The organism is Streptomyces sp. TLI_185 (assembly GCF_003814765.1).
In the GTDB taxonomy this organism is placed as follows: Bacteria; Actinomycetota; Actinomycetes; order Streptomycetales; family Streptomycetaceae; genus Streptomyces.
On the sequence record NZ_RKRB01000001.1, the window covers coordinates 3,324,188 to 3,346,905 of the forward strand.

At 71.1% G+C, this 22,718-nt stretch carries 22 protein-coding genes; 10 read left to right on the forward strand and 12 right to left on the reverse strand.

What is annotated here, in order from left to right:
* The first annotated feature begins 119 nt into the window (after positions 1-119).
* Positions 120-539 (forward strand): transglycosylase SLT domain-containing protein, encoded by a 420-nt coding sequence (locus EDD92_RS15125; RefSeq protein WP_123964801.1) that lies wholly within the window; start codon positions 120-122, stop codon positions 537-539.
* A gap of 15 nt (positions 540-554) precedes the next feature.
* Here EDD92_RS15125 and EDD92_RS15130 read toward each other — a convergent pair whose 3' ends face one another.
* The 5 genes from EDD92_RS15130 to EDD92_RS15155 form a co-directional block, all read right to left on the reverse strand.
* Complete coding sequence (locus tag EDD92_RS15130; protein WP_123964802.1) at positions 555-1,811, reverse strand: alpha/beta hydrolase; 1,257 nt, start codon at positions 1,809-1,811, stop codon at positions 555-557.
* A gap of 437 nt (positions 1,812-2,248) precedes the next feature.
* Entirely contained in the window at positions 2,249-2,713 is a 465-nt protein-coding gene (locus tag EDD92_RS15140; protein WP_123964803.1) for a pyridoxamine 5'-phosphate oxidase family protein, read from the reverse strand.
* Entirely contained in the window at positions 2,710-3,168 is a 459-nt protein-coding gene (locus tag EDD92_RS15145) for a hypothetical protein (RefSeq protein WP_123964804.1), read from the reverse strand. The genes EDD92_RS15140 and EDD92_RS15145 overlap by 4 nt, the downstream gene beginning before the upstream one ends.
* Before the next feature lie 59 nt (positions 3,169-3,227).
* A complete protein-coding gene (locus EDD92_RS15150) occupies positions 3,228-3,800 on the reverse strand; it encodes a GNAT family N-acetyltransferase (protein ID WP_123964805.1) in 573 nt (190 codons plus the stop codon).
* Positions 3,801-3,900: 100 nt separating this feature from the next.
* The gene (locus tag EDD92_RS15155; protein ID WP_123964806.1) at positions 3,901-5,070 is read right to left on the reverse strand and encodes a steroid 3-ketoacyl-CoA thiolase; all 1,170 of its coding nucleotides are present in this window, start codon (positions 5,068-5,070) and stop codon (positions 3,901-3,903) included.
* Between the two features lie 249 nt (positions 5,071-5,319).
* On the opposite strand from EDD92_RS15155, the gene EDD92_RS15160 reads away from it, so the two are divergent.
* Positions 5,320-6,555 carry a cytochrome P450 gene (locus EDD92_RS15160; RefSeq protein ID WP_123964807.1) on the forward strand — a complete coding sequence of 412 codons (1,236 nt, stop codon included), beginning with the start codon at positions 5,320-5,322 and terminating at the stop codon, positions 6,553-6,555.
* 72 nt (positions 6,556-6,627) lie between these two features.
* Here the strand turns inward: EDD92_RS15160 and EDD92_RS15165 are convergent, their stop codons facing one another.
* Positions 6,628-8,679, reverse strand: a complete 2,052-nt coding sequence (locus EDD92_RS15165; protein ID WP_123964808.1) for a bifunctional glycosyltransferase 87/phosphatase PAP2 family protein — start codon at positions 8,677-8,679, stop codon at positions 6,628-6,630.
* 212 nt (positions 8,680-8,891) lie between these two features.
* Here EDD92_RS15165 and EDD92_RS15170 point away from each other — a divergent pair, with 212 nt between their 5' ends.
* Both EDD92_RS15170 and EDD92_RS15175 read left to right on the forward strand, forming a co-directional pair.
* On the forward strand, positions 8,892-10,025 hold the full coding sequence (locus EDD92_RS15170; RefSeq protein ID WP_123964809.1) for a DUF2330 domain-containing protein: 1,134 nt from the start codon (positions 8,892-8,894) through the stop codon (positions 10,023-10,025).
* Positions 10,026-10,126: 101 nt separating this feature from the next.
* Positions 10,127-10,795, forward strand: a complete 669-nt coding sequence (locus EDD92_RS15175; protein WP_123964810.1) for an O-methyltransferase — start codon at positions 10,127-10,129, stop codon at positions 10,793-10,795.
* A 179-nt stretch (positions 10,796-10,974) separates the two neighbouring features.
* Here EDD92_RS15175 and EDD92_RS15180 read toward each other — a convergent pair whose 3' ends face one another.
* Positions 10,975-11,367: an FHA domain-containing protein gene (locus tag EDD92_RS15180; RefSeq protein WP_123964811.1), complete on the reverse strand. Its 393-nt coding sequence runs from the start codon at positions 11,365-11,367 to the stop codon at positions 10,975-10,977.
* 81 nt (positions 11,368-11,448) lie between these two features.
* Between EDD92_RS15180 and EDD92_RS15185 the strand changes: the two genes are divergently transcribed.
* Positions 11,449-11,901, forward strand: a complete 453-nt coding sequence (locus EDD92_RS15185) for a DUF1992 domain-containing protein (protein WP_123964812.1) — start codon at positions 11,449-11,451, stop codon at positions 11,899-11,901.
* Here the strand turns inward: EDD92_RS15185 and EDD92_RS15190 are convergent.
* Both EDD92_RS15190 and EDD92_RS15195 read right to left on the reverse strand, forming a co-directional pair.
* Positions 11,890-12,348 carry a hypothetical protein gene (locus tag EDD92_RS15190; RefSeq protein WP_123964813.1) on the reverse strand — a complete coding sequence of 153 codons (459 nt, stop codon included), beginning with the start codon at positions 12,346-12,348 and terminating at the stop codon, positions 11,890-11,892. The two genes, EDD92_RS15185 and EDD92_RS15190, sit on opposite strands and share 12 nt — an antisense overlap.
* A gap of 5 nt (positions 12,349-12,353) precedes the next feature.
* A complete protein-coding gene (locus EDD92_RS15195) occupies positions 12,354-13,025 on the reverse strand; it encodes a hypothetical protein (protein WP_123964814.1) in 672 nt (223 codons plus the stop codon).
* A gap of 800 nt (positions 13,026-13,825) precedes the next feature.
* Between EDD92_RS15195 and EDD92_RS15205 the strand changes: the two genes are divergently transcribed.
* On the forward strand, positions 13,826-14,497 hold the full coding sequence (locus tag EDD92_RS15205; RefSeq protein WP_260326536.1) for a dihydrofolate reductase family protein: 672 nt from the start codon (positions 13,826-13,828) through the stop codon (positions 14,495-14,497).
* On the forward strand, positions 14,494-15,009 hold the full coding sequence (locus tag EDD92_RS15210) for a GNAT family N-acetyltransferase (protein WP_123964816.1): 516 nt from the start codon (positions 14,494-14,496) through the stop codon (positions 15,007-15,009). Before EDD92_RS15205 ends, EDD92_RS15210 begins: the two co-directional genes overlap by 4 nt.
* On the opposite strand, the gene EDD92_RS15215 is transcribed toward EDD92_RS15210, so the two are convergent.
* A complete protein-coding gene (locus EDD92_RS15215) occupies positions 15,002-17,083 on the reverse strand; it encodes an MDR family MFS transporter (protein ID WP_123964817.1) in 2,082 nt (693 codons plus the stop codon). The two genes, EDD92_RS15210 and EDD92_RS15215, sit on opposite strands and share 8 nt — an antisense overlap.
* A gap of 168 nt (positions 17,084-17,251) precedes the next feature.
* On the opposite strand from EDD92_RS15215, the gene EDD92_RS15220 reads away from it, so the two are divergent.
* The gene (locus tag EDD92_RS15220; RefSeq protein WP_123964818.1) at positions 17,252-18,199 is read left to right on the forward strand and encodes a peptidoglycan-binding domain-containing protein; all 948 of its coding nucleotides are present in this window, start codon (positions 17,252-17,254) and stop codon (positions 18,197-18,199) included.
* Positions 18,200-18,327: 128 nt separating this feature from the next.
* On the opposite strand, the gene EDD92_RS15225 is transcribed toward EDD92_RS15220, so the two are convergent.
* Positions 18,328-18,996, reverse strand: coding sequence for an HAD family hydrolase (locus EDD92_RS15225; protein WP_123964819.1), 669 nt, complete (start codon positions 18,994-18,996; stop codon positions 18,328-18,330).
* 146 nt (positions 18,997-19,142) lie between these two features.
* Positions 19,143-19,724 (reverse strand): TMEM165/GDT1 family protein, encoded by a 582-nt coding sequence (locus tag EDD92_RS15230; protein ID WP_123964820.1) that lies wholly within the window; start codon positions 19,722-19,724, stop codon positions 19,143-19,145.
* A gap of 379 nt (positions 19,725-20,103) precedes the next feature.
* Between EDD92_RS15230 and EDD92_RS15235 the strand changes: the two genes are divergently transcribed.
* Together EDD92_RS15235 and EDD92_RS15240 are read left to right on the forward strand one after the other, a co-directional pair.
* Complete coding sequence (locus EDD92_RS15235; RefSeq protein ID WP_123964821.1) at positions 20,104-20,748, forward strand: HNH endonuclease family protein; 645 nt, start codon at positions 20,104-20,106, stop codon at positions 20,746-20,748.
* A gap of 128 nt (positions 20,749-20,876) precedes the next feature.
* Entirely contained in the window at positions 20,877-22,520 is a 1,644-nt protein-coding gene (locus EDD92_RS15240; RefSeq protein ID WP_123964822.1) for an alkaline phosphatase D family protein, read from the forward strand.
* Positions 22,521-22,718: the final 198 nt, after the last annotated feature.

Here is a 22,718-nt window from a genome sequence, read left to right on the forward strand (position 1 = left end):
GCACGGCGCCGATGTGCCCTCAGGGCCACGGCGCCGACGCATGCCCCCCGGGTCTCCCGGGACTCCCGAGTCTCCCGGGACTGCGTGCGACCCCCTGTCCCCGAAGAAAAAGGTTCCTCGTGTTCGTCTCCCGCATCGCCCGCCGCATCGCGTCCCCGAAGAAGGCCCTCGCCTCCGCCGCCGTGGCTGCCGCCACCACCGGCATGGTGCTGACCGCGGCTCCCGCCCACGCCGCGACCGCCGACTCGGCCGCCAGCGCCCAGGCGATCGCGCACAAGATGATCCCGAGCGCGGCGCAGTACAACGCCTTCAGCAAGATCGTCGAGCACGAGAGCGGCTGGAACGTCACCGCCACCAACTCCTCCTCCGGCGCCTACGGCCTGGTCCAGGCCCTGCCGGGCTCGAAGATGGCCAGCGCCGGCTCGGACTGGAAGACCAACGCCAAGACCCAGATCAAGTGGGGCCTGGACTACATGAACTCCCGCTACGGCAGCCCGACCGCCGCCTGGGCGTTCTGGCAGGCCAACGGCTGGTACTGAGCCGCCGCATCCGGCTCAGCCCCGAGCCCGTACGCCGTCGAAGAACCGCACCACCTGCGGAGCCGACACGGCGAAGGAGCCGAAGTGGTCCACGGCTCCCTGATCGACCACCCGCACCCTCGTTCCCTGACCGGCGAGGGTGCGGGCGCATGTCCGGGCGTTGCCGACGGGTACGTCGGTGTCGTTGTCACCGGCGTACAGGCGCACCGGCACGTCCGGCTTCCAGTCGCAGGTGTGGTCGGCGGCGCGCATCGCGTCCAGCAGCCCGCCCGACGGGTGCCGCAGCCGCTCCTGGAAGGCGGGCGTCAGCAGGTCCTTCACCGAGGGGGCGAGCCCCTTGATGACGTCGTCCTCCTCGTGGCTTCCGTCGTAGAGGCCCTCGACCCGGCCGGCGTACGGGGCGCGGAAGGCCTCCGCCGGGTCCTTGTAGATCGGGTGGAGCCGGTTCTGCGCGACCAGCCAGTACGAGGTGTAGAGCACCCCGCTGGTGTCGTTGACCCGGCCGTCGAACAGCGCGGGTATCTCCTGGCCCTCCAGGTCGTACGGGCCGCTGATCGGCGCGAGGGCCTTCAGCCGGAAGCGGCCGTCGACGCCCTGCTCCAGCGCCTTGCCCAGCGCCATCGCGACCTGGCCGCCCTGCGAGAAACCGGTCGCGTACACGTCGCCGGTGAGCGGACGGCCGAGCCGGTCCGCCGCCGTGCGGGCCGCGCGCAGCATGTCGACGGAGGCGGTGACGGAGGAGCGGGTGTCCATGTACGGATGCGGGCCCGGGCCCTCCCCCAGACCCAGGTAGTCGGGGGCGGCCACCGCACGCCCGGCGCTCGCGTTCAGATACGACGGGATCCGGCCGAAGTCCTCGCCCGCGGAGGGCGCGTAGCTGCGCTTGACCATCGTGCCGTGGGTGTCGGACACCAGGTCGAGCCGGTGGGCGCCGCCCTTGGGAAGGGTGAGGAGGCCGGTCGCGGTCGTGGGGTTCCCGTACGGGTCGACGGTCCGGTACGTCAGCCGGTACGCCCGTACGCCGTACCGCACGGGGTCCACGGCAACGCCCCGGTCGGCCACGAACCTCCTGACCTGCCCTGCGTCGCGGTCGGCGACCGGAGTGACGGAGACCAGGTCTCCGCGTCGCGTCCGGTGGTGCGTCTGCTCGGCAGCGGTGGCCACGGGCGCTGCCGCGAGCCCCGCGAGCAACAGGGCGGCCGCTCCCGCGAGAGCCTTCCGTGTCCGCCAACTGGTCGGCGTTTCACAGGATTTGCGCGTCTGATCGGTCATGCTCTCGACGCTAGGCACGCGCGCCTCATGTCGGCATCCGAGTGGCCCCCGCGTCCGTGGTGGACTTGAGTGCACCCTGCCCGTCCGGCTGCCCGGAGAGTTGATGAGCGTGAGTGAGAGCGAACAGGAGGCGCGCGGACTGCGCCTGGTGTTCGTGCTGTTGGGACTGACGGTGGTCAGCGGGCCGATCAACGCGGTGAGTTATCTGGGGCTCGGGCACGCCGGGGGTCTGGGGGGTCCCCCAGATAAGCACAGCACGGCCAACATGACCTGGGTCGGGGGCAGCATCGGGACCGGGGTCGGCCACGAGCCGGAACTCCGGCCGGCCCGCCTGCCTTCGCCGACCGGACCCACCCGACGGACAGACCGCGCAGCATGCCGCTCCCGACGACCCGAGCCGTCAGACGGGGGCGAGGGCCGAGGGCGGCCGGGAGCCGTCAGGCGGGGCCGAGGTCGACGGGGATCCGGTGGTCGGGCCTGCCGTCCTTGGCCAGGATCGAGTGGTCGTCGGCGACCGCGCGGTACAGCCGCATACCGGAGTCGCCCCCGACGTCCCCGGCGGTCCACACGCGCCCGCCGTGCCGCACGGAACGCCGGGAGAAGACGTCGAGCCCGCGCTCGACGTCCGGCCCGTCCGCGCGTGCGGCAGTGGCGGACATGTACACACCCTGGCCGGTGGAGATCGCCACCGAGGAGTCGAAGACCGAGATCCCCACCTCTGACCGCACGGCGATGTTGCGGGAGTGCCGGGCATCCGGCGAGGAGATCCAGAAGAACTCGCGGTATTCCTCGTGGGCGAAGTACACCGGCGAACTCCAGGGCCGCCCGTCCGCGTCGGCGGTGGCGAGCACCAGGTACAGGTTCGCGTCGACGATGCCGCGCACGATGTCACCAGGGTTCACCGGCGGATCCTCCGGTACGACAGGGGGAAGTCCTGCTGCCAGCCGTCCGAGTCGTCCCGCCGCATCTCCCAGACGCCGCGGATGGTGTTTCCGTCCTCGCCGACCTGCGCGGTGTACCGCTGCCGGAAGTCCAGGGGTGAGAAGTCCGGGGTCTCCCGCAGCAACTGCCAGGTCCCCTCGGCGAAGGTCATCGCATACAGCCGTACGACGCCCCGCGAGTCGTAGTAGTGCTGCGTGTAGCCGCCCGTCTGCGGGTCGACGGCGATGACCGCCATGCTGTCCGGTGCGGGGTTCGGCGCCTGGGTCCGCTGGACCAGGAACTGCCCGTCCAGGGTCCACTCGAACACACTCCGCCCCGGAGGCACCTCAAGGCCCGGAAACTCGGCCTCCACCACCCACTCCCCGACCAGGACCTCCAGCCGTTTCAAGGCTTCCTGCTGTGCCGCTGCGCCCATCACGAGCACCTCCCTCTCGTCAGTCAGTGCAGACGGCAGCGGCGGGTGAAACTCATCGCTCAGCGAGCCTGCTGCAACAGCGCCGTGCACAGCCCGGTCTCCTCGGGCCGCCGCAGCCGGTTGCCCACGGTCCCGCCGGGCGCCTCGCGCGGGGGGCCGATCTCGAAGCCCAGGCTCCGCAGGAAGCCGAGCCCCGGCTCCCACTGGGACGGACAGGTGGCGGTCACGTTCCGCATCCCGCGCCCGGCCGCCTCCTCCAGCAGACGGCGGGCGACGTACGTACCGATTCCCTCGCGCCGCGCCTCGGGGGCGACGAGGAACACGCCCACCGAGCAGCCGGCGACATCGGGATGCCGGTCCACGACGTCGACCAGCCCGACGACGCTCTCGCCCCGGCACATCACCAGCAGCCGCTTCTGGTCGGGATCCGCTCCCTCGGGCAGCGCGTAGTACAGGCTCTGTACGTCCGCCGGGAGGGCCGGGTTTCCGGTCGCGGCGGCGAAGTAGTCCTCGCAGGCCGCGAAGAGGGCGGCGACCCCCGGCTCGTCTTCCGGCGTCATCTCACGCACCGTCACGGGGCCGCCGCCCACGCCCTCGGTCTCGGTCTCGGTCTCGGTCTCGGTCTCGTCCATGGTTTGACCGCCTCACCTCGCACAGTCGAACCACACCGTCCTACCACCCCCGACCGTGCGCCTGCGAAGTGACACCCCCCGCCTTCGCGCAAGCCGTTCTCTACAGCCGCTGAATGATCGTCCCGGTCGCGAGCCCGCCCCCGGCGCACATGGTGATGAGCGCGAACTCCTTGTCCGCCCGCTCCAGTTCATGAAGTGCCGTCGTGATGAGCCGGGCCCCGGTGGCCCCCACCGGATGCCCGAGCGCGATCGCGCCGCCGTTGACGTTGACCTTCTCCAGGTCCTGCTCGAAGACCTGCGCCCAGCTCAACACCACGGACGCGAACGCCTCGTTGATCTCGACGACGTCGATGTCCTTCAGCGTCATCCCGGCCTTGCCCAGCACCGCGCGCGTCGCGTCGATCGGTCCGTCGAGGTGGAAGTGCGGGTCGGCGCCCACCAGTGCCTGGGCGACGATCCGCGCCCGCGGCTTCAGCTTCAGCGCGCGGGCCATCCGCTTGGACGCCCACATGATCGCCGCCGCGCCGTCGCTGATCTGGGAGGAGTTGCCCGCCGTGTGGATGGCCGTCGGCATGACCGGCTTGAGGCCCGCAAGGGCCTCCATGGTCGTGTCGCGCAGCCCCTCGTCGCGGTCGACGAGCCGCCACATGCCCTGTCCGGCGCGCTGTTCCTGCTCCGTGGTCGGGACCTGGACCGCGAACGTCTCCCGCTTGAAGCGCTCCTCGGCCCAGGCCGCGGCGGCCCGTTCCTGCGAGATCAGTCCCAGTGAGTCGACGTTCTCGCGCGTCAGGCCGCGATGACGGGCGATCCGCTCCGCCGCCTCGAACTGGTTCGGCAGGTCCACGTTCCACTCGTCGGGGAACGGCTTTCCGGGGCCGTGCTTCGAACCCGACCCCAGCGGCACCCGCGACATCGCCTCCACGCCGCACGAGATGCCGACGTCGATCACGCCCGCAGCGACCATGTTGGCCACCATGTGCGAGGCCTGTTGCGAGGAGCCGCACTGGCAGTCGACCGTCGTCGCCGCCGTCTCGTACGGCAGGCCCATGGTCAGCCAGGCCGTGCGCGCGGGGTTCATGGACTGCTCGCCGGCGTGCGTCACCGTGCCGCCGACGATCTGTTCGACTGCGTCGGCGGGCATGCCGGTGCGGCCGAGGAGTTCACGGTAGGTCTCGCCCAGGAGGTAGGCGGGGTGGAGGTTGGCGAGCGCGCCGCCGCGCTTGCCGATGGGGGTGCGTACGGCTTCTACGATCACGGGTTCCGCGGCCATGGTGGGGGATCCTCTCCTCCGGTACCCGCGCGGCGCGGGGGCGTCCCGGCCGGCCCCGCCACGCTGAACTAGTACGTGTTCTAGTTCTGGCAGCAGTCTGCTGACAGCGCGTCCACAACCGCAAGAGTCGTGCATGCAATACGGCTCCAATTCGCCTTGCCGCACCTCTTGCCTCTTGTAGAACCCGTTACTACCTTCACGGCAAACCTGAAACCTGATGGTCCGTCAGAATTCGAGCCGGAGTCGCCCATGTCCTGTCCTGCTCTCCCCGACGGGTTCGACTTCACCGACCCCGACCTGCTGCACCACCGTGTGCCCCTGCCGGAGTTCGCCGAGCTGCGGCGGGCCGAACCGGTCCGCTGGATCCCGCAGTCGGGCAACATCGCCGGCTTCCAGGACGAGGGGTACTGGGCCGTCACCCGGCACGCGGACGTCAAGTACGTCTCCACCCACCCCGAGCTGTTCTCTTCGTACCTCAACACGGCGATCATCCGCTTCAACGAGCACATCGAGCGCGACGCCATCGACGCGCAGCGGCTGATCCTGCTCAACATGGATCCGCCGGAGCACACCCGGGTCCGCCAGATCGTGCAGCGTGTCTTCACCCCGCGTGCCATACGGGCACTGGAGGACCGGCTGCGCGAGCGCGCCCACAACATCGCGCAGAGCGCCCGTGCGCAGACCGGCGCCTTCGACTTCGTGACCGACGTCGCCTGCGAACTGCCCCTGCAGGCGATCGCCGAGCTCATCGGCATCCCGCAGGACGACCGGGCGAAGATCTTCGACTGGTCCAACAAGATGATCTCGTACGACGACCCGGAGTACGCGATCACCGAGGAGGTCGGCGCCGAGTCGGCCACCGAGCTGATCGCCTACGCCATGAACATGGCCGCCGACCGGAAGCAGTGCCCGGCGAAGGACATCGTCACGACGCTGGTGGCCGCCGAGGACGAGGGCAACCTCAACTCCGACGAGTTCGGCTTCTTCGTGCTGATGCTGGCCGTCGCGGGCAACGAGACGACCCGTAACGCCATCACCCACGGGATGCACGCGTTCCTGACCCATCCCGAGCAGTGGGAGCTGTACAAGCGGGAGCGCCCTCAGACCGCGGCCGAGGAGATCGTGCGGTGGGCCACCCCGGTCAACTCCTTCCAGCGGACGGCCACTCAGGACACCGAACTGGGCGGGAAGTCGATAAGGAAGGGGGACCGGGTCGGGATCTTCTACGCCTCCGCCAACCACGACCCGGAGGTCTTCACCGACCCCGACGCCTTCGACATCCTCCGCGACCCCAACCCCCACCTCGGCTTCGGCGGTGGAGGACCGCACTACTGCCTCGGCAAGTCCCTGGCCGTCCTGGAGATCGACCTGATCTTCAACGCGATCGCCGACGCCCTGCCGGGCCTCACCCTGGTCGGCGACCCGTCCCGGCTGCGTTCGGCGTGGATCAACGGCGTGAAGCACCTTCAGGTCCAGGTCGGTTGACGGTCTCGGGCCGGCCACGGTCTCGGGCCGGCCACGGTCTCGGGCCGGCGGCATCCCGGCGCCGCCGGCCCGTCAGTACCCCGAGGGCGCCCGACGGGTGTGCGCGGTCCCCGCGTCCGACGGCGACTCCTCCTTCACGGCGGCGGCGGCCGCGGTGGCCGCCCGCCGGCCCGACACCAGGTACTGCAGCCCGAAGCCCGCCCCGACCACGGTGGCACCGCCGACCGCGTCCAGGAACCAGTGATTGCCGGTCGCGATGATCGAGGACAGCGTGAACAGCGGGTGCAGCAGACCGAAGGGCTTCAGCCACCACCTGGGCGCGAGGGTCACGATCACGATGCCGCACCACAGCGCCCAGGCGAAGTGCAGGGACGGCATGGCCGCGTACTGGTTGGTGAACTCGGTCAGCGTGCCGTAGTTCGGCTTGGAGAAGTCCTGGACGCCGTGCACCGTGTCGATGAAGCCGAGCCCCGGCATCAGGCGCGGCGGCGCCAGCGGGTACAGCCAGAAGCCCATCAGGCCGAACACGGTGGCCAGGCCCAGGGCCGAGCGCGCCCAGCGGTAGTCCACGGGGCGCCGCACATAGAGCACGGCCAGGATGGTGAGCGGGACGCCGAAGTGGAACGACAGGTAGTAGTAGTCGAGGAAACCGCGCAGCCAGTCGACCTTCACCACGGCGTGGTTGACCCAGTGCTCGAAGTCGACGGAAAGCCACTGCTCGATCCCGTGGATCTGGTGTCCGTGGTGTTCCGCGGTGGCCCGGTCGGCGGTCACCCTGAGCCGGATCCGCTGGTAGGCGGCGTAGGTGACGCGCATCAGGAGGAGTTCGAGGAGCAGGTTCGGGCGGGTGAGGACCCGGCGCAGGAACGAAACGACGGGGACATGCCGGAAACGGGCCCGGACCGGGGCGGCGTACTCGGCCGGGACCGGGGACCGGTAGTACGGCGAGGTGCGGGACAGGAACGGCACGACGGTGGCTGCGGCGAGCGCGGCGACCAGCACCAGGTTGTCCCGCAGCGTGTACAGCCGCTCCATGTTCGGCAGCATCATTTTCGCGGGCAGTGTCATCACCAGGACCACGGCGACCGGCCACACATACCGGTCGGAGGCCCGCCTGCCGACCCGTCCGACGACCGCGAGCAGCACCCACAGCAGCTGGTGCTGCCAGGCGGTCGGCGACACGGCGATCGCCGCGCAGCCGGTGACGGCGACCGCGAGGAGCAGCTGCCCGTCGCGCGCGTAGCGCACGGCGCGGCGCACACCGAGCACGGCGACCGCCGTGCCCAGCGCGAGGAAGAGGACGATCTCCACAGGGCCGGAGAATCCGAGCCGGAGCAGCGCGCCGTGCAGGGACTGGTTGGCGAGGTCGTCGGCCTTGCCGCCGAGGCCGGCGCCCGCGATGTGGTGCAGCCAGTAGGTGGACGAGTCGTGCGGCATCGCGGCCCACGCGAGCACCGTGCAGGCGGCGAACGTGATGCCGGTGGAGACCGCGGCACGGCGGCGCCCGGTGAACCACAGCAGCGGGGCGAAGAGCAGCACGGTCGGCTGGAGGGCGGCGGCAAGACCGATCAGCAGGCCGCTGCTGCGTTCGCCGCGGACGACGAAGCAGCCGACGAGCACCAGCAGGACCGGGATGATGCTGGTCTGCCCGAGCCACAGCGTGTTGCGCACCGGCAGCGACAGCATCAGCAGGCTGATCGCGAGCGGCGCGGCGAACAGGGAGGTCCGCCGGCTCACCGGCTGCGGCAGCGCACGCGCCACGATCAGGCCGAGCGCGACCACCAGCAGCAGCGTGCCGAAGGTCCAGCCCCAGCCGAGGGCCTGCTCGGCCGCCCGGGTGAGGGGCTTGAGGACCAGTCCGCCGAACGGTGTGCCGGTGAACCGCGTCGAGTCGTACAGCGAACCCTTCACATGCAGGACGCCGTGCGGACCGACCCAGGTCTCCAGATCCGTCAGCCGTTCACCCCTGGGTGTACTGAGGACGACGGCCACCTGGCGTACGGCGAGCACGGCCGCGACCAGCCACAGGCCGAGGCGGACCACATGCAGGCGTCTGGGAGCTCCTCCGACGGCTGTCGCGCCGAAGGTTTCCGCCGGTCGCCCGCTGTGCTCCACGTTCGCCACGACTGGTCGGCCTCCCGCCCCTTCGCTCCTTTTCGCACCCTGTCGTTCGGACCGTCCCCGTAGACAGACGCAGGCCGTCCCGGATTCACCTGACGTATGCGCTCCATTTGTCGGGATGACCATAGTGCGCCCGATAAGGGGCCGCCTCCGGAACGGCCGCGGCCCCCGTACCGTGTGAAGCTCTGTCCACGGCAGCACGGAGGCTTCGGGGAATGGTCTGTTTCCTGCGGAAATGCACCCGCGCACGGTTACTGGCGGTCGTTGTGACCCTGCTGGCGACTCAGCTGGGATCATTGATCGCACCGGCGTACGCGTGCGGCTGCGGCGCGATGATCCCCGACGGGAAGCGGCGGGTGAGCGTCGGCCGTGAGGAGTCCGTCGTGCGCTGGGACGGCCGCCGGGAACAGATCGTGATGTCCCTGACGGTCGGCGGGGACGCCGACCGGGCCGCCTGGATCATGCCGGTCCCGCACCGCGCGACGGTCGAGCTCGGCGACCCGGCGCTGTTCACCCAGCTCGCCGCCACCACCGCCCCCGTCCACCACGACCGCTACCACTTCTGGCCGCAGGACGGCGACTGGCCGCTGGTCACCGGCGACGGCAGCAGCGCGGGCGGCCCGCCCGGGGCCGGTGCCGCCGCCCCCGGCGTGGGCGTGGTCGGCCGCCAGAAGCTCGGCCCCTTCGACGTGGCCCGCCTGACCGCCACCGACCCGGCCGCCCTGAACGCCTGGCTCGACACCAACGGCTTCGCCATGCCGCCCCGACTGCAGGACGCCCTCCAGCCGTATGTGAGCCGCCGCTGGGAGTACGTCGCCGTCCGCCTCTCCCCCGACACCGCGAACACCGCGCTGACCGGCACGCTCGACCCGCTCCACCTCACCTTCGCGTCCGGGCAGCCCGTCTACCCGATGCGCCTGTCCCGCCTCGCCCGCACCCCGCAGTCCCTGGGCCTGTACGTCCTCGCCGCGCACCGCATGGAGACCCGCTCCGCGATCGGCGGCGAGCAGCCCCGCGTCACCTACGCCGGACGTGTCACGGCGAAGTCGGGCCCGCTGGCCGGGCTGGCCGCGGGCACACCGTTCCTGACCGCGATCGGCCAGGAGTTCCCGTACCCGTCGTCGATCTCCGGCGACCACGTACTGCGCCGGGCGTCCGCGGACACCCCGTTCCAGCAGGTGATCTACGAGGACCGGCTGCGCAAGGTGGCCGGGATCCCGGCGTGGCTGCTGACGGTCGCCGGCGCCTTCGCCCTCGCCGTCGCGGCCGTGATGGTGTTCGCGGTACGGCGTTCCCGGCGCCCGGTGCCGCCTCCGCCGCCGGTGCACGCGCCTCCACCGATCAGCTGAACCCGGCCGTCATGATCTCCCTGACGGGGCACCGGCCCGCAGCTATATTCATTAGGGCAGCTAGTTAGAAGCGCTAAGCAGTCACACGGAAGGCACAGCGAATGAGCGAGTCGCAGCTCTGGGACGACGTGGACGAGTACTTCACCACCCACCTCTCGCGGAACGACGACGCCCTCGAAGCGGCCCTCCGCGACAGCGAGGCGGCCGAGCTCCCGCAGATCGCGGTGACCCCGCTCCAGGGCAAGTTCCTGCAGCTCCTCGCCCAGATCCAGGGCGCCCGTACCATCCTGGAGATCGGCACCCTCGGCGGCTACAGCACCATCTGGCTGGCCCGCGCGCTGCCCGAGGACGGCCGCCTGATCTCGCTCGAGTACAGCGCCAAGCACGCCGAGGTCGCCTGCCGCAACATCACGCGCGCGGGCCTCGACCGGATCGTCGAGGTGCGGATCGGCCCGGCCCTGGAGTCGCTGCCCAAGCTGGCAGACGAGAACCCGCCCCCCTTCGACCTGGTCTTCATCGATGCCGACAAGGTCAACAACCCGAACTACGTGGAGTGGGCCCTCAGGCTCACCAGCGCCGGCAGCCTGATCGTCGTGGACAACGTCGTACGCGGCGGCCGGGTCGCCGACGCGGACAGCAAGGCGCCCGACGTGCTGGGCAGCCGCGCCGCCGTCGAACTGATCGGCTCGCACCCGCGGTTGAGCGGCACGGCGATCCAGACGGTGGGCAGCAAGGGCTACGACGGCTTCGCGCTGGCGCGTGTGCTTTAGCGCTCCGCGGGTGGGGGGTCCCCCTCCAGGGGAGCGCCGTCGATGCCTGCAGCGCCGTCGTGGCTGGTCGCGCCCCGCGGCGGAGCCGCTGATGTCACGGCCCCGCGCCCCTGAAGGGGCGCGGCCGCAGTATCGATATGCGGCTCCGCCGCGGGGCAGCGGACGTCAGCCGGCCTGCTTCAGTACTCGTGGTAGAAGCCGACGTTGACGCTGCGTGGGGCGGTGCGGTCCTGGACGACGATCTCGCCGCTGCCGCCTCTGGGCAGCGCCACGGTCCCGCCGTAGGCGAGCGGCTGCGCGTACTCCCCGACGATCAGCCGGACCTCGGAGGACGGGTCGGCCTGTGAGCCGCGCAGCCAGGTCAGCTGCCAGGTCCCCTCGGGGCCGCACAGGAACTCCAGGTGGACCCGGGAGATGAACAGCCAGTCGTCGGGCGTCGCGAGACGGCACACGGACGTGTCCCGCCCCACCCGCAGCACGGCGCCGGGCTCACTGGGTGCGTCGGCCATGAGCATGCCGGCCGTGGCCCCCTCTTCCGCCCCGGAGACGGTGGCCATGGTCAGTTCGAGCACGCGCTGCTCCTCTTGAAGTGTCCTTACACAGCGGCCGCATGATAAATCGCCCGGGCATGCCGCGTCCGGCACAATGGAGTCATGACCGAGCGAAAGCCACCGGGTGTGCCGTTCGAGTCCTGGGTCGACAAACAGATCCGTGACGCCGAGAGACGCGGCGAGTTCACCCAACTGCCCGGTGCGGGCAAGCCGTTGCCCGCAGGTACCGACACCTCGTACGACGAACTGTGGTGGATCAAGCAGAAGATGGCCCGCGAGGGTCTGTCCGTGCTGCCGCCCACGCTCGCCCTGCGCAAGGAGGCCGAGGACGCGCTGGCGGCGGCGTATGCGGCGCCCTCGGAGCGGATCGCGCGGAAGATCGTCACCGACGTCAACGTCAAGATCCGCGACATGATGTTCAAGCCGCCGCCCGGCCCCCCGCTCGGGATGAAGCCGTACGACGTCGAGGAGGTCGCACGGGAGTGGCGGGAGCGCCGGACGACGGCGAGGGACACTGAGGGGGATACGGGTACTTCGAACGGGTCACCCGTGTAGGAGTCGTTCCGCCAGATTCCGGTAGTCCCGCAGGGCCAGCCGGAGTTGTTCGGTGTCCTCGCCGTCCTGCCAGGACATGCGCAGGGTGCGGCGCCGCCGGGTCAGGGCCTCGGTGAACTGTCCGGCGATCTCCTCGACCACGTGATCGGCCTCCTCGACGGAGTTCCGCGGCCCGTCCACGAACCCGGAGACAGCCTGGCGAAGGCGGAGCTCCAGCTTGTCGCACTCGTCGTGCGGGAGGAGACGACCGCTGGTCGGGGTCGTGGTCGGCGTCGCGGCGGCGGTGCCGGGAGTGCCGGTGGGCCGGCCGGGGGCCGTGCCCTCGTGGCCCGCCCCGTGGTCCGCCTCCTCCGTCACCTCCCGCGGGGTGGGCGTCACCGTGGTGCGGTTCGTCCTGTCCTCGGCCTCGGCACCTTCGGCGGCGGGGCCGGTCGTCGCATCCGTCATGTCGCTCAACTCCCCTTGGCTTGGCGTCGGTTGAAGGCCCAGGGCAGGTGGCCGCGGCTCTCGTGCTTGTGGGCCTTGGTGCGGGTGGCGGCGGACGCCGGAGTCTTCTCGGTGCGGCGGGGCGGGGCGGTCAGGTCCTCGAAGAGGGCCCGGGCCTCCACCATGGCCTCGCGCATCTCCTCCGTGTCGGCCCGGTCGCCGTCCTGCCCGCTCACGCCCACGCGTGCGACACGGTGGACGTGCCGGTAGCCGTGGACGTGGTCGGCGTGGTGGACGGAGAGGGCGGCGAGCTGTTCCTCGTAGTGGCTGTCGTCGGGGAAGCCACGGAGGGCGGCGAGCTCCGCGAGCAGCCGGTCCGCCTCGGTGACCGCTTCCCGCGGCGCGTCGACGAAGCGCTCCTGCGCGGCCGTCCAGCGGGCCGTGAGCTCCTCGCGCCTGCCCGGCTCCAGCGGCTGCTCGCGCAGCGATCCGTGCCGCTGCACGCGCTCCGTGAGCTCACGCTCGGCGGCCTTGGCGTCCCCGTCGTGCCGGGCCAGCGTCCGGTCGTATTCGGGCCCGAAGCGCCGCTTCAGGTCCCGGCCGCCGTACCCGCCCCGGGCACGCAGAGTGAGGGCGGCCGCGACAACGACCACGGCCGCCACGATCACGATCAGAGCAATGATCATGCCTGTGGACATGGGTGCCTTCCGGTGTGTCGGCCCCGTGGGCCGGTTCCTCGTCCGGGTTGCCCGGAAGCCACCCCTCAAACGGCGAACGGGGCCTCCCGGGTCGCCTCGGAGGCGGGCGACGAAGTCGACGATGCGGCCCCGCGCCGGTCACAACCCGTGGGGACTGCACGGCAGAGGCAAGGGACGCCGGGACACGGCAACGCTTTCCGGCGTGCGCGTGCTGGAGCCGGCCGGGTATCGGGCCCGGCCCGTTCGCCGCCATGCTCCTCGCAGGCCTGGGCGCCGACGTAGTCCGCGTGGACCTCCCTGGCGGCGTCGGGCTCGCGATCGACACGGAGTACGACAGCGCACGGATCCTTGGGCGGCCCAACCGGAAACCACGCGGCGCCCAGAGCCTGCCCGGCGGATCGGATCGACTCGGCGTCGCGGGCCCTGGCGCGCACCGCCCATCGCCCCGCTCGGGGCGGCCGAAGGCACGGTTTCCTACCGCCGACCCGGCCACCGGGCAGGGCGCAGAGCAGAGCGCTGCGGTTCATGGCAACGCCCCTGCGAATTCATGCAAGCGAGGTCCGGAAGCCCCCTCAAACGGCGGCCCAGGGCCCCGCGGTCACCTCACGGAGACATGCGCCGAAGCCGACCACGCGGCCCCGACCCACGAACCGAGCCTGTGACCGCCCAACCGGAAACCACGCGGCCCCCCCAGGCCCTGTCCCGCGGATCACCTCGGCGTCGGCCTACCCGAGCAGCAGGCCAAGCCCGCCGAAGCCGCGCGGGCTTCCTCCCCCAGGGCGTACAGCCCAGCGCCGCTCATGGGTGAGGTCATCGCACGGCTGGCCATGTCGCTCGACGGATGCATCGCGGGGCCCGAGTCGGGGCGCGAGCACCCGCTCGGGATCGGCGGGGAACGGCTGCACTCGGGGGTGTACGGGCTGCGGACGTTCCGGCAGATGCAGGGGATGAAGGGCGGGGGCACCGGACCGGACGACGACCTGATCGCCGAGCATGTCGCCCGGCCCGGCGCGGTCGTGATGGGCCACGGCATGTACATCACCGGGGAGATCCCGTGGGGCGACGAGCCGCCCTTCCACGCGCCCGTGTACGTCGTCACCCACCACGCCCGCGAGTCGCTGGTGAAGCAGGGCGGCACCACCTTCCACTTCGTCACCGAGGGCCCGGAGCGGGCGCCGGAGCCGGCCAGGGAGGCGGCCGGCGACAAGGACGTGTCGCCGGCTGGGGTCCCCCCCCCCGGCCCCTCAAGGGCTGGGGGAGGCGCGGAGCAGTGCAGCAGTTCATCCGGGCAGGGTGGCTGGACGAGCTTCTCCTGCACGTCGTGCCGGTCCTCGCCTGCGGGGCCGCCGGCTCTTCGACGACCTGGGCGACCAGCACATCGAGCGGCAGAAGACGCAGGTCCTGGACTCACCGGGGGCGACCCATATTCGGTTGCGTGCCCCGCACACCGTGTCCGCACAATGACCGGGTGACCTGGACGATCGCCCCCGAACCCGTCGACTCCCCCGTGGCCGCGGCCCTTTGGCGGGCCTACTACACGGAGGTCAGCGACCGCTACTACCTCCTGCACGAGGAGCGTCGGACCGACCCGGCCGAGCTGGAGCGGGAGATCGCGGCCGACACCGGCGCCGAACTGGCCCCGCCGACGGGCCGTTTGCTGGTCGCGCGGTACGGCGGCGAGCCCGCCGGGTCGGCGGGTGTACGGCTGCTGGATGCCACGACCGCCGAGCTGACCCGGGTGTTCCTGTACGAGGGGATGCGCGGCAAGGGCGGGGCCGCGCTGCTCGTGGGCGCCGCCGAGGAGGCCGCCCGGGACCTCGGCGCCGATCAGTTGGTCCTCGACACCCGGAGCGACCTCACGGAGGCCCGCGCCCTGTACACACGCCTCGGCTACACGGAGACCGAGCCGCACAACGACGCCCCGTACGCCGAGCACTGGTTCCGCAAGGGCCTCGACGGGGATCCGCGTACGAACGTCAACTGACCTTTGCCACCGCCTCCTTGTACGGCCTCTCCTCGTCCGAGCCGCACATCTCGTCGTTCAGTTCCTTGACCAGACGGTTCAGGTCGGTCGGCCGGTCCGGGCCCCACCAGTCGCCGAGCAGTTCCGCGAGCGACTCCTCACGGGCCTGCGCGAGCCGTTCGGCCACCTCGCGGCCCTGGTCGGTGAGGACCAGATCGAGGCCCTCCCGGGTGGCAAGGCGCCGCTCCTCGAGCTGGCGGGCGGCGGCGATGACGACCCGGAGCGGCACCGTGCTGCGCTCCGCGAGCACGCCCGGCTCGGCCCAGCCGTGCTTCTTGATCCGCAGCAGCAACCAGCTCGCCGCGGGCAGCAGGTCGTAGCCCGCCCGTTCGGTGATCTCCTGGTAGACCTCGCGCCGGCCCTCCCGCGTGCCAAGCAGGGACAGCGCGCGGCACACCTCGTCGTACGAGGACCGCTCGACCGGATTGCTGGCCAGGGTCTCCGTGACGTCGGGCGCGGTGACGGAGCCGCGCAGCTTGTCCTCCTTGAGGAACCAGGCCAGGACGAAGCCGAGGAGGGCGACGGGGGCGGCGTACAGGAAGACGTCGGTGATGGACGAGGCGTACGCGTGCAGGGCGGGCCCGCGCAGGGCGGGCGGCAGTGAGCCGATGCCGCGCGGGTCGGACTTGAGGGCGTCCGCGGAGATGCCCGCGGGGAGGCGGGTGCCCCGGAAGGCGTCCGTCAGTTTGTCGCCGAGGCGGCTCGCGAAGACCGTGCCGAAGATCGCCACGCCGAAGGAGGCCCCGATCGAGCGGAAGAAGGTCGCACCGGAGGTGGCGACGCCGAGGTCCTCGTAGGAGACGGCGTTCTGCACGATGAGGACCAACACCTGCATGACCAGGCCGAGCCCGAGGCCGAAGACGAAGAAGTCGACGCTCATCTCGGCCGTGGAGCTGTTCTCGTCGAGCTGGTGCAGGAGCAGCAGGCCGAGGGTGGTGACGCCCGTGCCCGCGATCGGGAAGATCTTCCAGCGGCCGGTGCGGCTGACGATCTGGCCGGAGGCCGTGGACGACAGCAGCAGGCCGAACACCATGGGCAGCATGTGTACGCCGGACATGGTCGGCGTCACGCCCTGGACGACCTGGAGGAAGGTCGGCAGATAGGTCATCGCGCCGAACATGGCGAAGCCGACGACGAAGCTGATGACCGCGGAGAGGGCGAAGGTGCGGATGCGGAACAGCTTGAGCGGCAGGACGGGTTCGGCCGCTCTCCGCTCCACGGCCACGAACGCGACGGCCAGTCCGACGCCCAGAAGGATCATCCCGGCGATCTGTGTCGAACCCCAGCCCCAGGTCGTGCCGCCGAGAGAAGCGACCAGGATCAGACAGGTGGCGACCGCGGCGATGAGGAAGGTGCCGAGGTAGTCGATGACGTGCTGCGCGGTCTTGCGGGGGATGCGCAGGGCGGTCGCGATCACGGCGAGAGCGACGACACCGACGGGAAGGTTGACGTAGAACACCCAGCGCCAGCTGAGGTGTTCGGTGAACAGCCCGCCGAGCAGGGGCCCCAGCACGCTCGTCGCACCGAAGACGGCCCCGAACAGGCCTTGGTAGCGGCCGCGTTCACGGGGCGCGACGACATCCCCGACGATCGCCATCGACAGCACCATCAACCCGCCGCCGCCCAGGCCCTGCACCGCCCGGAACGCGATCAACTGGGGCATGTTCTGCGCCATTCCGCAGAGCGCGGAACCGATGAGGAAAATCACGATCGCGGTCTGGAACAGCCGCTTCCGCCCGTACTGGTCACCGAGCTTGCCCCACAGCGGGGTCGCGGCGGTCGAGGCCAGCAGATACGCCGTGACCACCCAGGACAGGTGATCCAGACCGCCGAGGTCGCTGACGATGGTGGGCAGCGCGGTCGACACGATGGTCTGGTCGAGGGCGGCGAGCAGCATCCCGAGGAGCAGGGCGCCGATCGACACGAGTACGTTCCCGGACACGTGCTCCTGGGTGGCGCCGCCCCGCTGCGGGGGCTTCGCGGATGCCTGTGCGTCTCGCACATTCCCCGTCATACCGTGCGCATCCCCGGCCATGAAGACCTCCTGCCGCTCTCGTTACACGTCCATGGTGATCGGTGTGACCGGTTATGGCCTGTTGAGTCCTGGTGGAACCCGATATTCCGGGGGCTACGGCCACGGCGTGAAGATGATCTGGATAACCTCTGAAGTTCGCGAGGGGAGCGTGAAGGGAGGGACGAACGCGTGACAGACCCGAAAGGTCACCAGTGCCCGGAGTGTGGGGCGCCCAGAGGGGCGGACAACACCCCGTCCTGCGGCTGCACTCAACGGGCGTCCGACGCCCTGCGCGACGCCCGTACGGCCGAGCAGGCCGCGGCGGAGGACTTCGACCCGCTGCGGATACGGCCGTATGTGGAACTGCAGGGCGCGGGAAGCGAGCCCGCCGCGCCTCCTGCGGTGCCGGCGGTCGAGGCGACGATGCCGTTGCGGGCAGTGGATGCCGAGGTGCCGAGCACCGACGACCTGCACCTGTTCGAGGGCGCGGGCACAGGAGACACCGCGGACCCGTACGACGAGGACGACGCGGCGGGCAGGGCGCGCCGCAGACGCCGCACCGTGCTGCTCGGCGTCGGCGGGGCGGTCGTCGCGGTGATGACAGCAGCCGGGATGGCGAGCGGGCTGTTCTCCTACGAGGCACCGACGCGGGACACCGCGCTGCCCGACGACGTACGGGCGAGTGTGCCGGACGTGTCGCCGAGCCCGGAGTCCGCGTCGCCGTCGGAGAGCGCCACGTCCGTACGGCCCGCACCGCCGGTACCGGTGGTCAGCGCGAGCCCGTCACTCTCGCCGTCCCCGTCGGCGACGAGCGCCTCGCCGAGCCCGTCCCGCTCGCCCGGGCCGACCCGGACCCCGCCGACGGCCACCGCGAGCGGCAGCATCGGAGCGACCGACAGCCGCCAGACCGCGCCCCCCGTGCTGCGGCGCGGCTCCGAAGGCCCCGAGGTCACCGAACTCGAACTGCGCCTGACCCAGCTCGGCCTCTACACGAGACAGCCGAGCGGCCACTACAACGAGGGCGTCGAGGACGCGGTCGGCAGATACCAGTGGGCACGGGGGATCCAGGGGGACGAGCTGGGGGTGTACGGGGCGGAGACGCGTGCGCGGCTGGAGTCGGAGACGTCGCAGCCGTGAGGCCGCGCGTCCCCGGCTGGGGGCTGCCGCCCCCAGACCCCCGCTTCGGCCTGAACGGCCTCGTCCTCAAACGCCGGACGGGCTGAAAACCCCGCCCTGCGCAGCCTGCGGAGGCAATCGTGCACAGCTCACCCGACGTACAGCCGAATCCCCCCACCGGCCACACCCTCAACCCGCACCCGCGTCAGATCCCGCACCACCACATCCGGCTCATACAGATCGGCGCGCGCCCCGACGCCGACAACCCGCATCCCCGCAGCCCGCCCCGCCTCGATCCCCGCAGCGGAATCCTCGAAAACAACGCACTCGCCCGGCTCGACCCCCAGCTCGGCCGCCCCCTTCAAAAACCCCTCCGGATCCGGCTTGCTCGCACCCACCGACTCAGCGGTCACCCGCACCTCGGGAAGCGGCAACCCCGCAGCCCCCATCCGCGCCGTAGCGAGAGCAAGGTCGGCCGAGGTCACCAGAGCATGCGGCAGCCCACGCAGGGAGGCGAGGAACTCGGGCGCCCCGGGGATCGCCACGACGCCGTCCACGTCCGCGGTCTCCTCGGCGAGCATGCGTGCATTGTCGGCGAGGTTCTGCTCCATCGGGCGGTCGGGCAGCAGCAGTGCCATGGAGGCATGGCCCTGGCGTCCGTGCACCACCTTCATGACCTCGTCGGCGTCCAGCCCGTGCCGTTCGGACCAGCGACGCCAGATGCGCTCGACGACGGCGTCGGAGTTCACGAGGGTGCCGTCCATGTCCAGCAGGAGGGCGCGGGCGGTGAGGACGGTGGGCACGGTGGTGACCGTCATCGGCAGCTCCAGGGCGCGAGGGAGGAAACAAGGCGGCCCCGCCCGCCGGTCAGGGAAAACGGGCGGGAGCCACTTTGTTTCTCCACGGTACAAAACCTGCCCGGCATCCGCCAGTGCCCCCGGAAACAGTTCACCCGGTGTTCAGCTCACCCGGCGACGGCCTCCCACAGGCTCCACACGCCGAGCGCCAGCATCAGCAGCGCCGCGATCTTGGTGATGAGGACCAGCGGCACCCGCTTCATCAGGGCCTTCCCGCCGACGATCCCGAGCCCGGCCACGGCCCACAGCGCCAGCACCGCCCCCAGGCCGACGGAGAGCGGGTCGTCGTAACGGGCTGCGAGGTTCGCGGTCATGATCTGGGTCAGGTCCCCGAACTCGGCGACCAGGATGAGCATGAACCCGGCGCCCGCGACCTTCCAGAAGGACTGGTTCCCGGGCTTGCGGATCTCCTCCTCGTCCTCACCCTTCCTCATCAGCAGCACGGCGGCGCCGCCCAGGAAGAGGACTCCCGTGAGCGCGTGGACGATCTGCAGGGGAAGCAGGGTGAGCACGCTCCCGGCCGCCACAGCCAGCGCGACATGCAGCGCGAACGCCGCGGCCACGCCCGCGAAGACGTACGAGGCGCGGTAGCGGGTACCGAGCACCAGCCCGGCGAGCGCGGTCTTGTCCGGCAGTTCGGCAAGGAAGACGACGCCGAACACCAGCGCCGTCACAGTGAAGCTGATCAAGGTTCCTCAATCGGTCGGGGCCGCCCCACCGAGAGTGCTGTGACTGCGATACGACACCTCGGCGCGGCAGCACACAGCGGAAGACACAGATGTGCACTGCTTTGCCGAAGGTCTCGCTGGCCGGCCCCGTGTCCGAGGCCTGCCTCCGGGCGCCGGCTCAGACGAGCTGAGCAGTATGTCGACGGTCCGGCGAAGAGCTACTCCCCTTCTGCGCCGTCCATCGTACGCGACCGCCACGCGGCCGAAAGTTCGGCCGTAAACCTTGTCGTGTCATGTACGCGACATTAACTTCTTACCGAACGCTCACCTCTCCGCAACACGGCGCCGCGAGCATTCCCCTGCTCGCAGCCCAACGGCCCCACACCCCAAGGGAGTTCGCATGCCGAAGTTCTACGCGCGTCGACGGCTCAGCATACTCGCGGCTCTTACCGGACTCATAGCCTCCGCCGGACTTCTCAACAGTCCGACCGCCTCCGCCGCCCTTCCCACGCCGGTCAGCGCCGCCACCGCCCGCACCTACCTCGCCTCGCTCACCGTGGCGACCGAGGACCGAACCGGCTACGACCGCGACCTCTTCCCGACCTGGATCACGATCTCCGGGACCTGCAACACCCGCGAGTACGTCATCAAGCGGGACGGCAGCAACGTCGTCACCAACTCCGCCTGCACCGCCACCAGCGGCTCCTGGTACTCGCAGTACGACGCGGTCACCACCACCGACCCGAGCACCTTCGACATCGACCACCTGGTCCCGCTCGCCGAGGCCTGGGACTCCGGCGCCAGTGGCTGGACCACCGCCCGGCGCCAGGCGTTCGCCAACGACGTCACCCGCCCTCAGCTGATCGCCGTCTCCGCCAGTTCCAACCGCTCCAAGAGCGACCAGGACCCGGCCGAGTGGGTGCCCACCCGCTCCGCGTACGTCTGCACCTACGTCCGCGCCTGGGTCCAGGTGAAGTACTACTACGACCTCTCGGTCGACTCCGCCGAGAAGTCCGCGCTGACCAGCTACCTCGCCGGCTGCTGATCCCGCGGATGTTGCGGCGGATTGTGTAAAGGAACCTCCCCGCCGACCCCCGTCGTTCCGTACCGTACGGGGCGACGGAGGAGGGCGAGCCCCGGAGGCGAGCCCGACCATGGAAAGGGCGGGCTGACGTGGCCGAACTGCGCCTGGGTCCACTGCTGAGGTATGCCGACGGCTCGTCCGCGACCGTCTGGGTCGAGGCGAGCCGTCCGTGCACCGCCGAGGTGCGCTGCGCGGACGGCGCCCGCGGCGAGGCCCGCACCTTCCAGGTCGCGGGCCATCACTACGCCCTCGTGCCGGTCACCGGGCTCACGCCGGGCACGACGACGCCGTACGACGTCCTCCTCGACGGCACGCGCGTATGGCCGCTGCCCGACGCGCCCGGCTCCCCGAGGAGGTTCCCGCCCTCCGTCATCCGCACCTCGCACGAGGGCGACGGTGTCCGCGTCGCCTTCGGCTCCTGCCGCTGGGCCGCCCCGCCCGCCGACGAGCACGACCCCGCAGGACCCGACGCGCTGGACACCCTCGCCGCCCGCATCGCGACCGATCCGGACGGCGAACGGCCGGACGTACTGCTGCTGTTGGGCGACCAGGTGTACGCCGACGAGACCTCCGAGGCGACGCGCCGCTGGCTGGCCGCCCGCCGCGACCTGAGCGACCCGCCGGGCAACGAGGTCGCGGACTACGAGGAGTACACGCGCCTCTACTACGAGTCGTGGCTCGATCCCGAGGTGCGCTGGCTGCTGTCCACCGTGCCCAGCTGCATGATCTTCGACGACCACGACGTCATCGACGACTGGAACACCTCCGCCGCCTGGCTGGAGGACATGCGGGCCACCCCCTGGTGGCGGGAGCGGCTGCTGAGCGGCCTGATGTCGTACTGGGTGCACCAGCACCTGGGGAACCTGTCGCCGGCCGAGCTGGCCGCCGACCCGTTGTACGCGGCCGTACGCGAACTCCCCGACGGCACGGACGAGTTGCGCGCCTTCGCCTGCAAGGCCGACGCCGACCCGGCCGCCGTGCGCTGGAGCTACCGCCGCGACTTCGGCCGCGTACGCCTGCTGATGGTCGACACCCGGGCGGCCCGCGTCCTGGACGAGGACAACCGCGCGATGCTCGATCCGGGGGAGGCCGCGTGGCTGCGCGAGCAGGCCCTGACGGAGCGGGGGTCGTACGACCACCTCCTCATCGGCACCTCCCTGCCCTGGCTGCTGCCGCACCTGGTGCACGACGCCGAGGCGTGGAACGCGGCGCTGTGCCGGGGCGAGCGCGGGGCGCGCTGGGCGCGGTTCGGGGAGGATCTGCGGCGGCGGGCCGACCTGGAGCACTGGGCGGCCTTTCCGGCCTCCTTCGCCGCCCTGACCGAGATGATCGCCCAGGTGGGTTCGGGGGCTCAGGCGCCGGCGACGGTGCTCGTCCTGTCGGGAGACGTGCACCACGCGTATGTGGCCGAGCCGAGCTGGCCCTCCGCCGCCCCGGACGCCCGCGTCCTGCAGCTGACCTGCTCCCCGGTCCACAACTCCATCCCCCTGTCCATCCGGATCGGCTTCCGCTTCGGCTGGAGTGCGGCGGCCCGGGCCCTCGGCCGGCGGTTCGCCCGGCACGGGCGGTGCGAGCGGCCGCCGGTCGACTGGCGCAGGAAGGGCGGGCCCTGGTTCGGCAACCAGCTGATGACGCTGACACTGAAGGGCCGTTCGGCGCGACTGCGTCTGGAGCAGGCGCAGCCGAACCGGGTGCTGAAGACCGTGGAGGAGTCCACCCTCACCCCCACCTGAAGCAGCACATGAGGGACACATGAGTGACAAACGGGGTGTCTGAGACGCGCGTTGGCTTCCGTGGCACGCGAGGGCATGATGAGGCGGACCGTCCGCTTCCATTCTGGCGGTCTGCTGCGAATTCCGTTCGGGCGGTCTGCCGCCAATTCCGTTCCAGCGGTCTGCCGCCAAGCCCTCCCCCCACGCCCGGAGTCACCC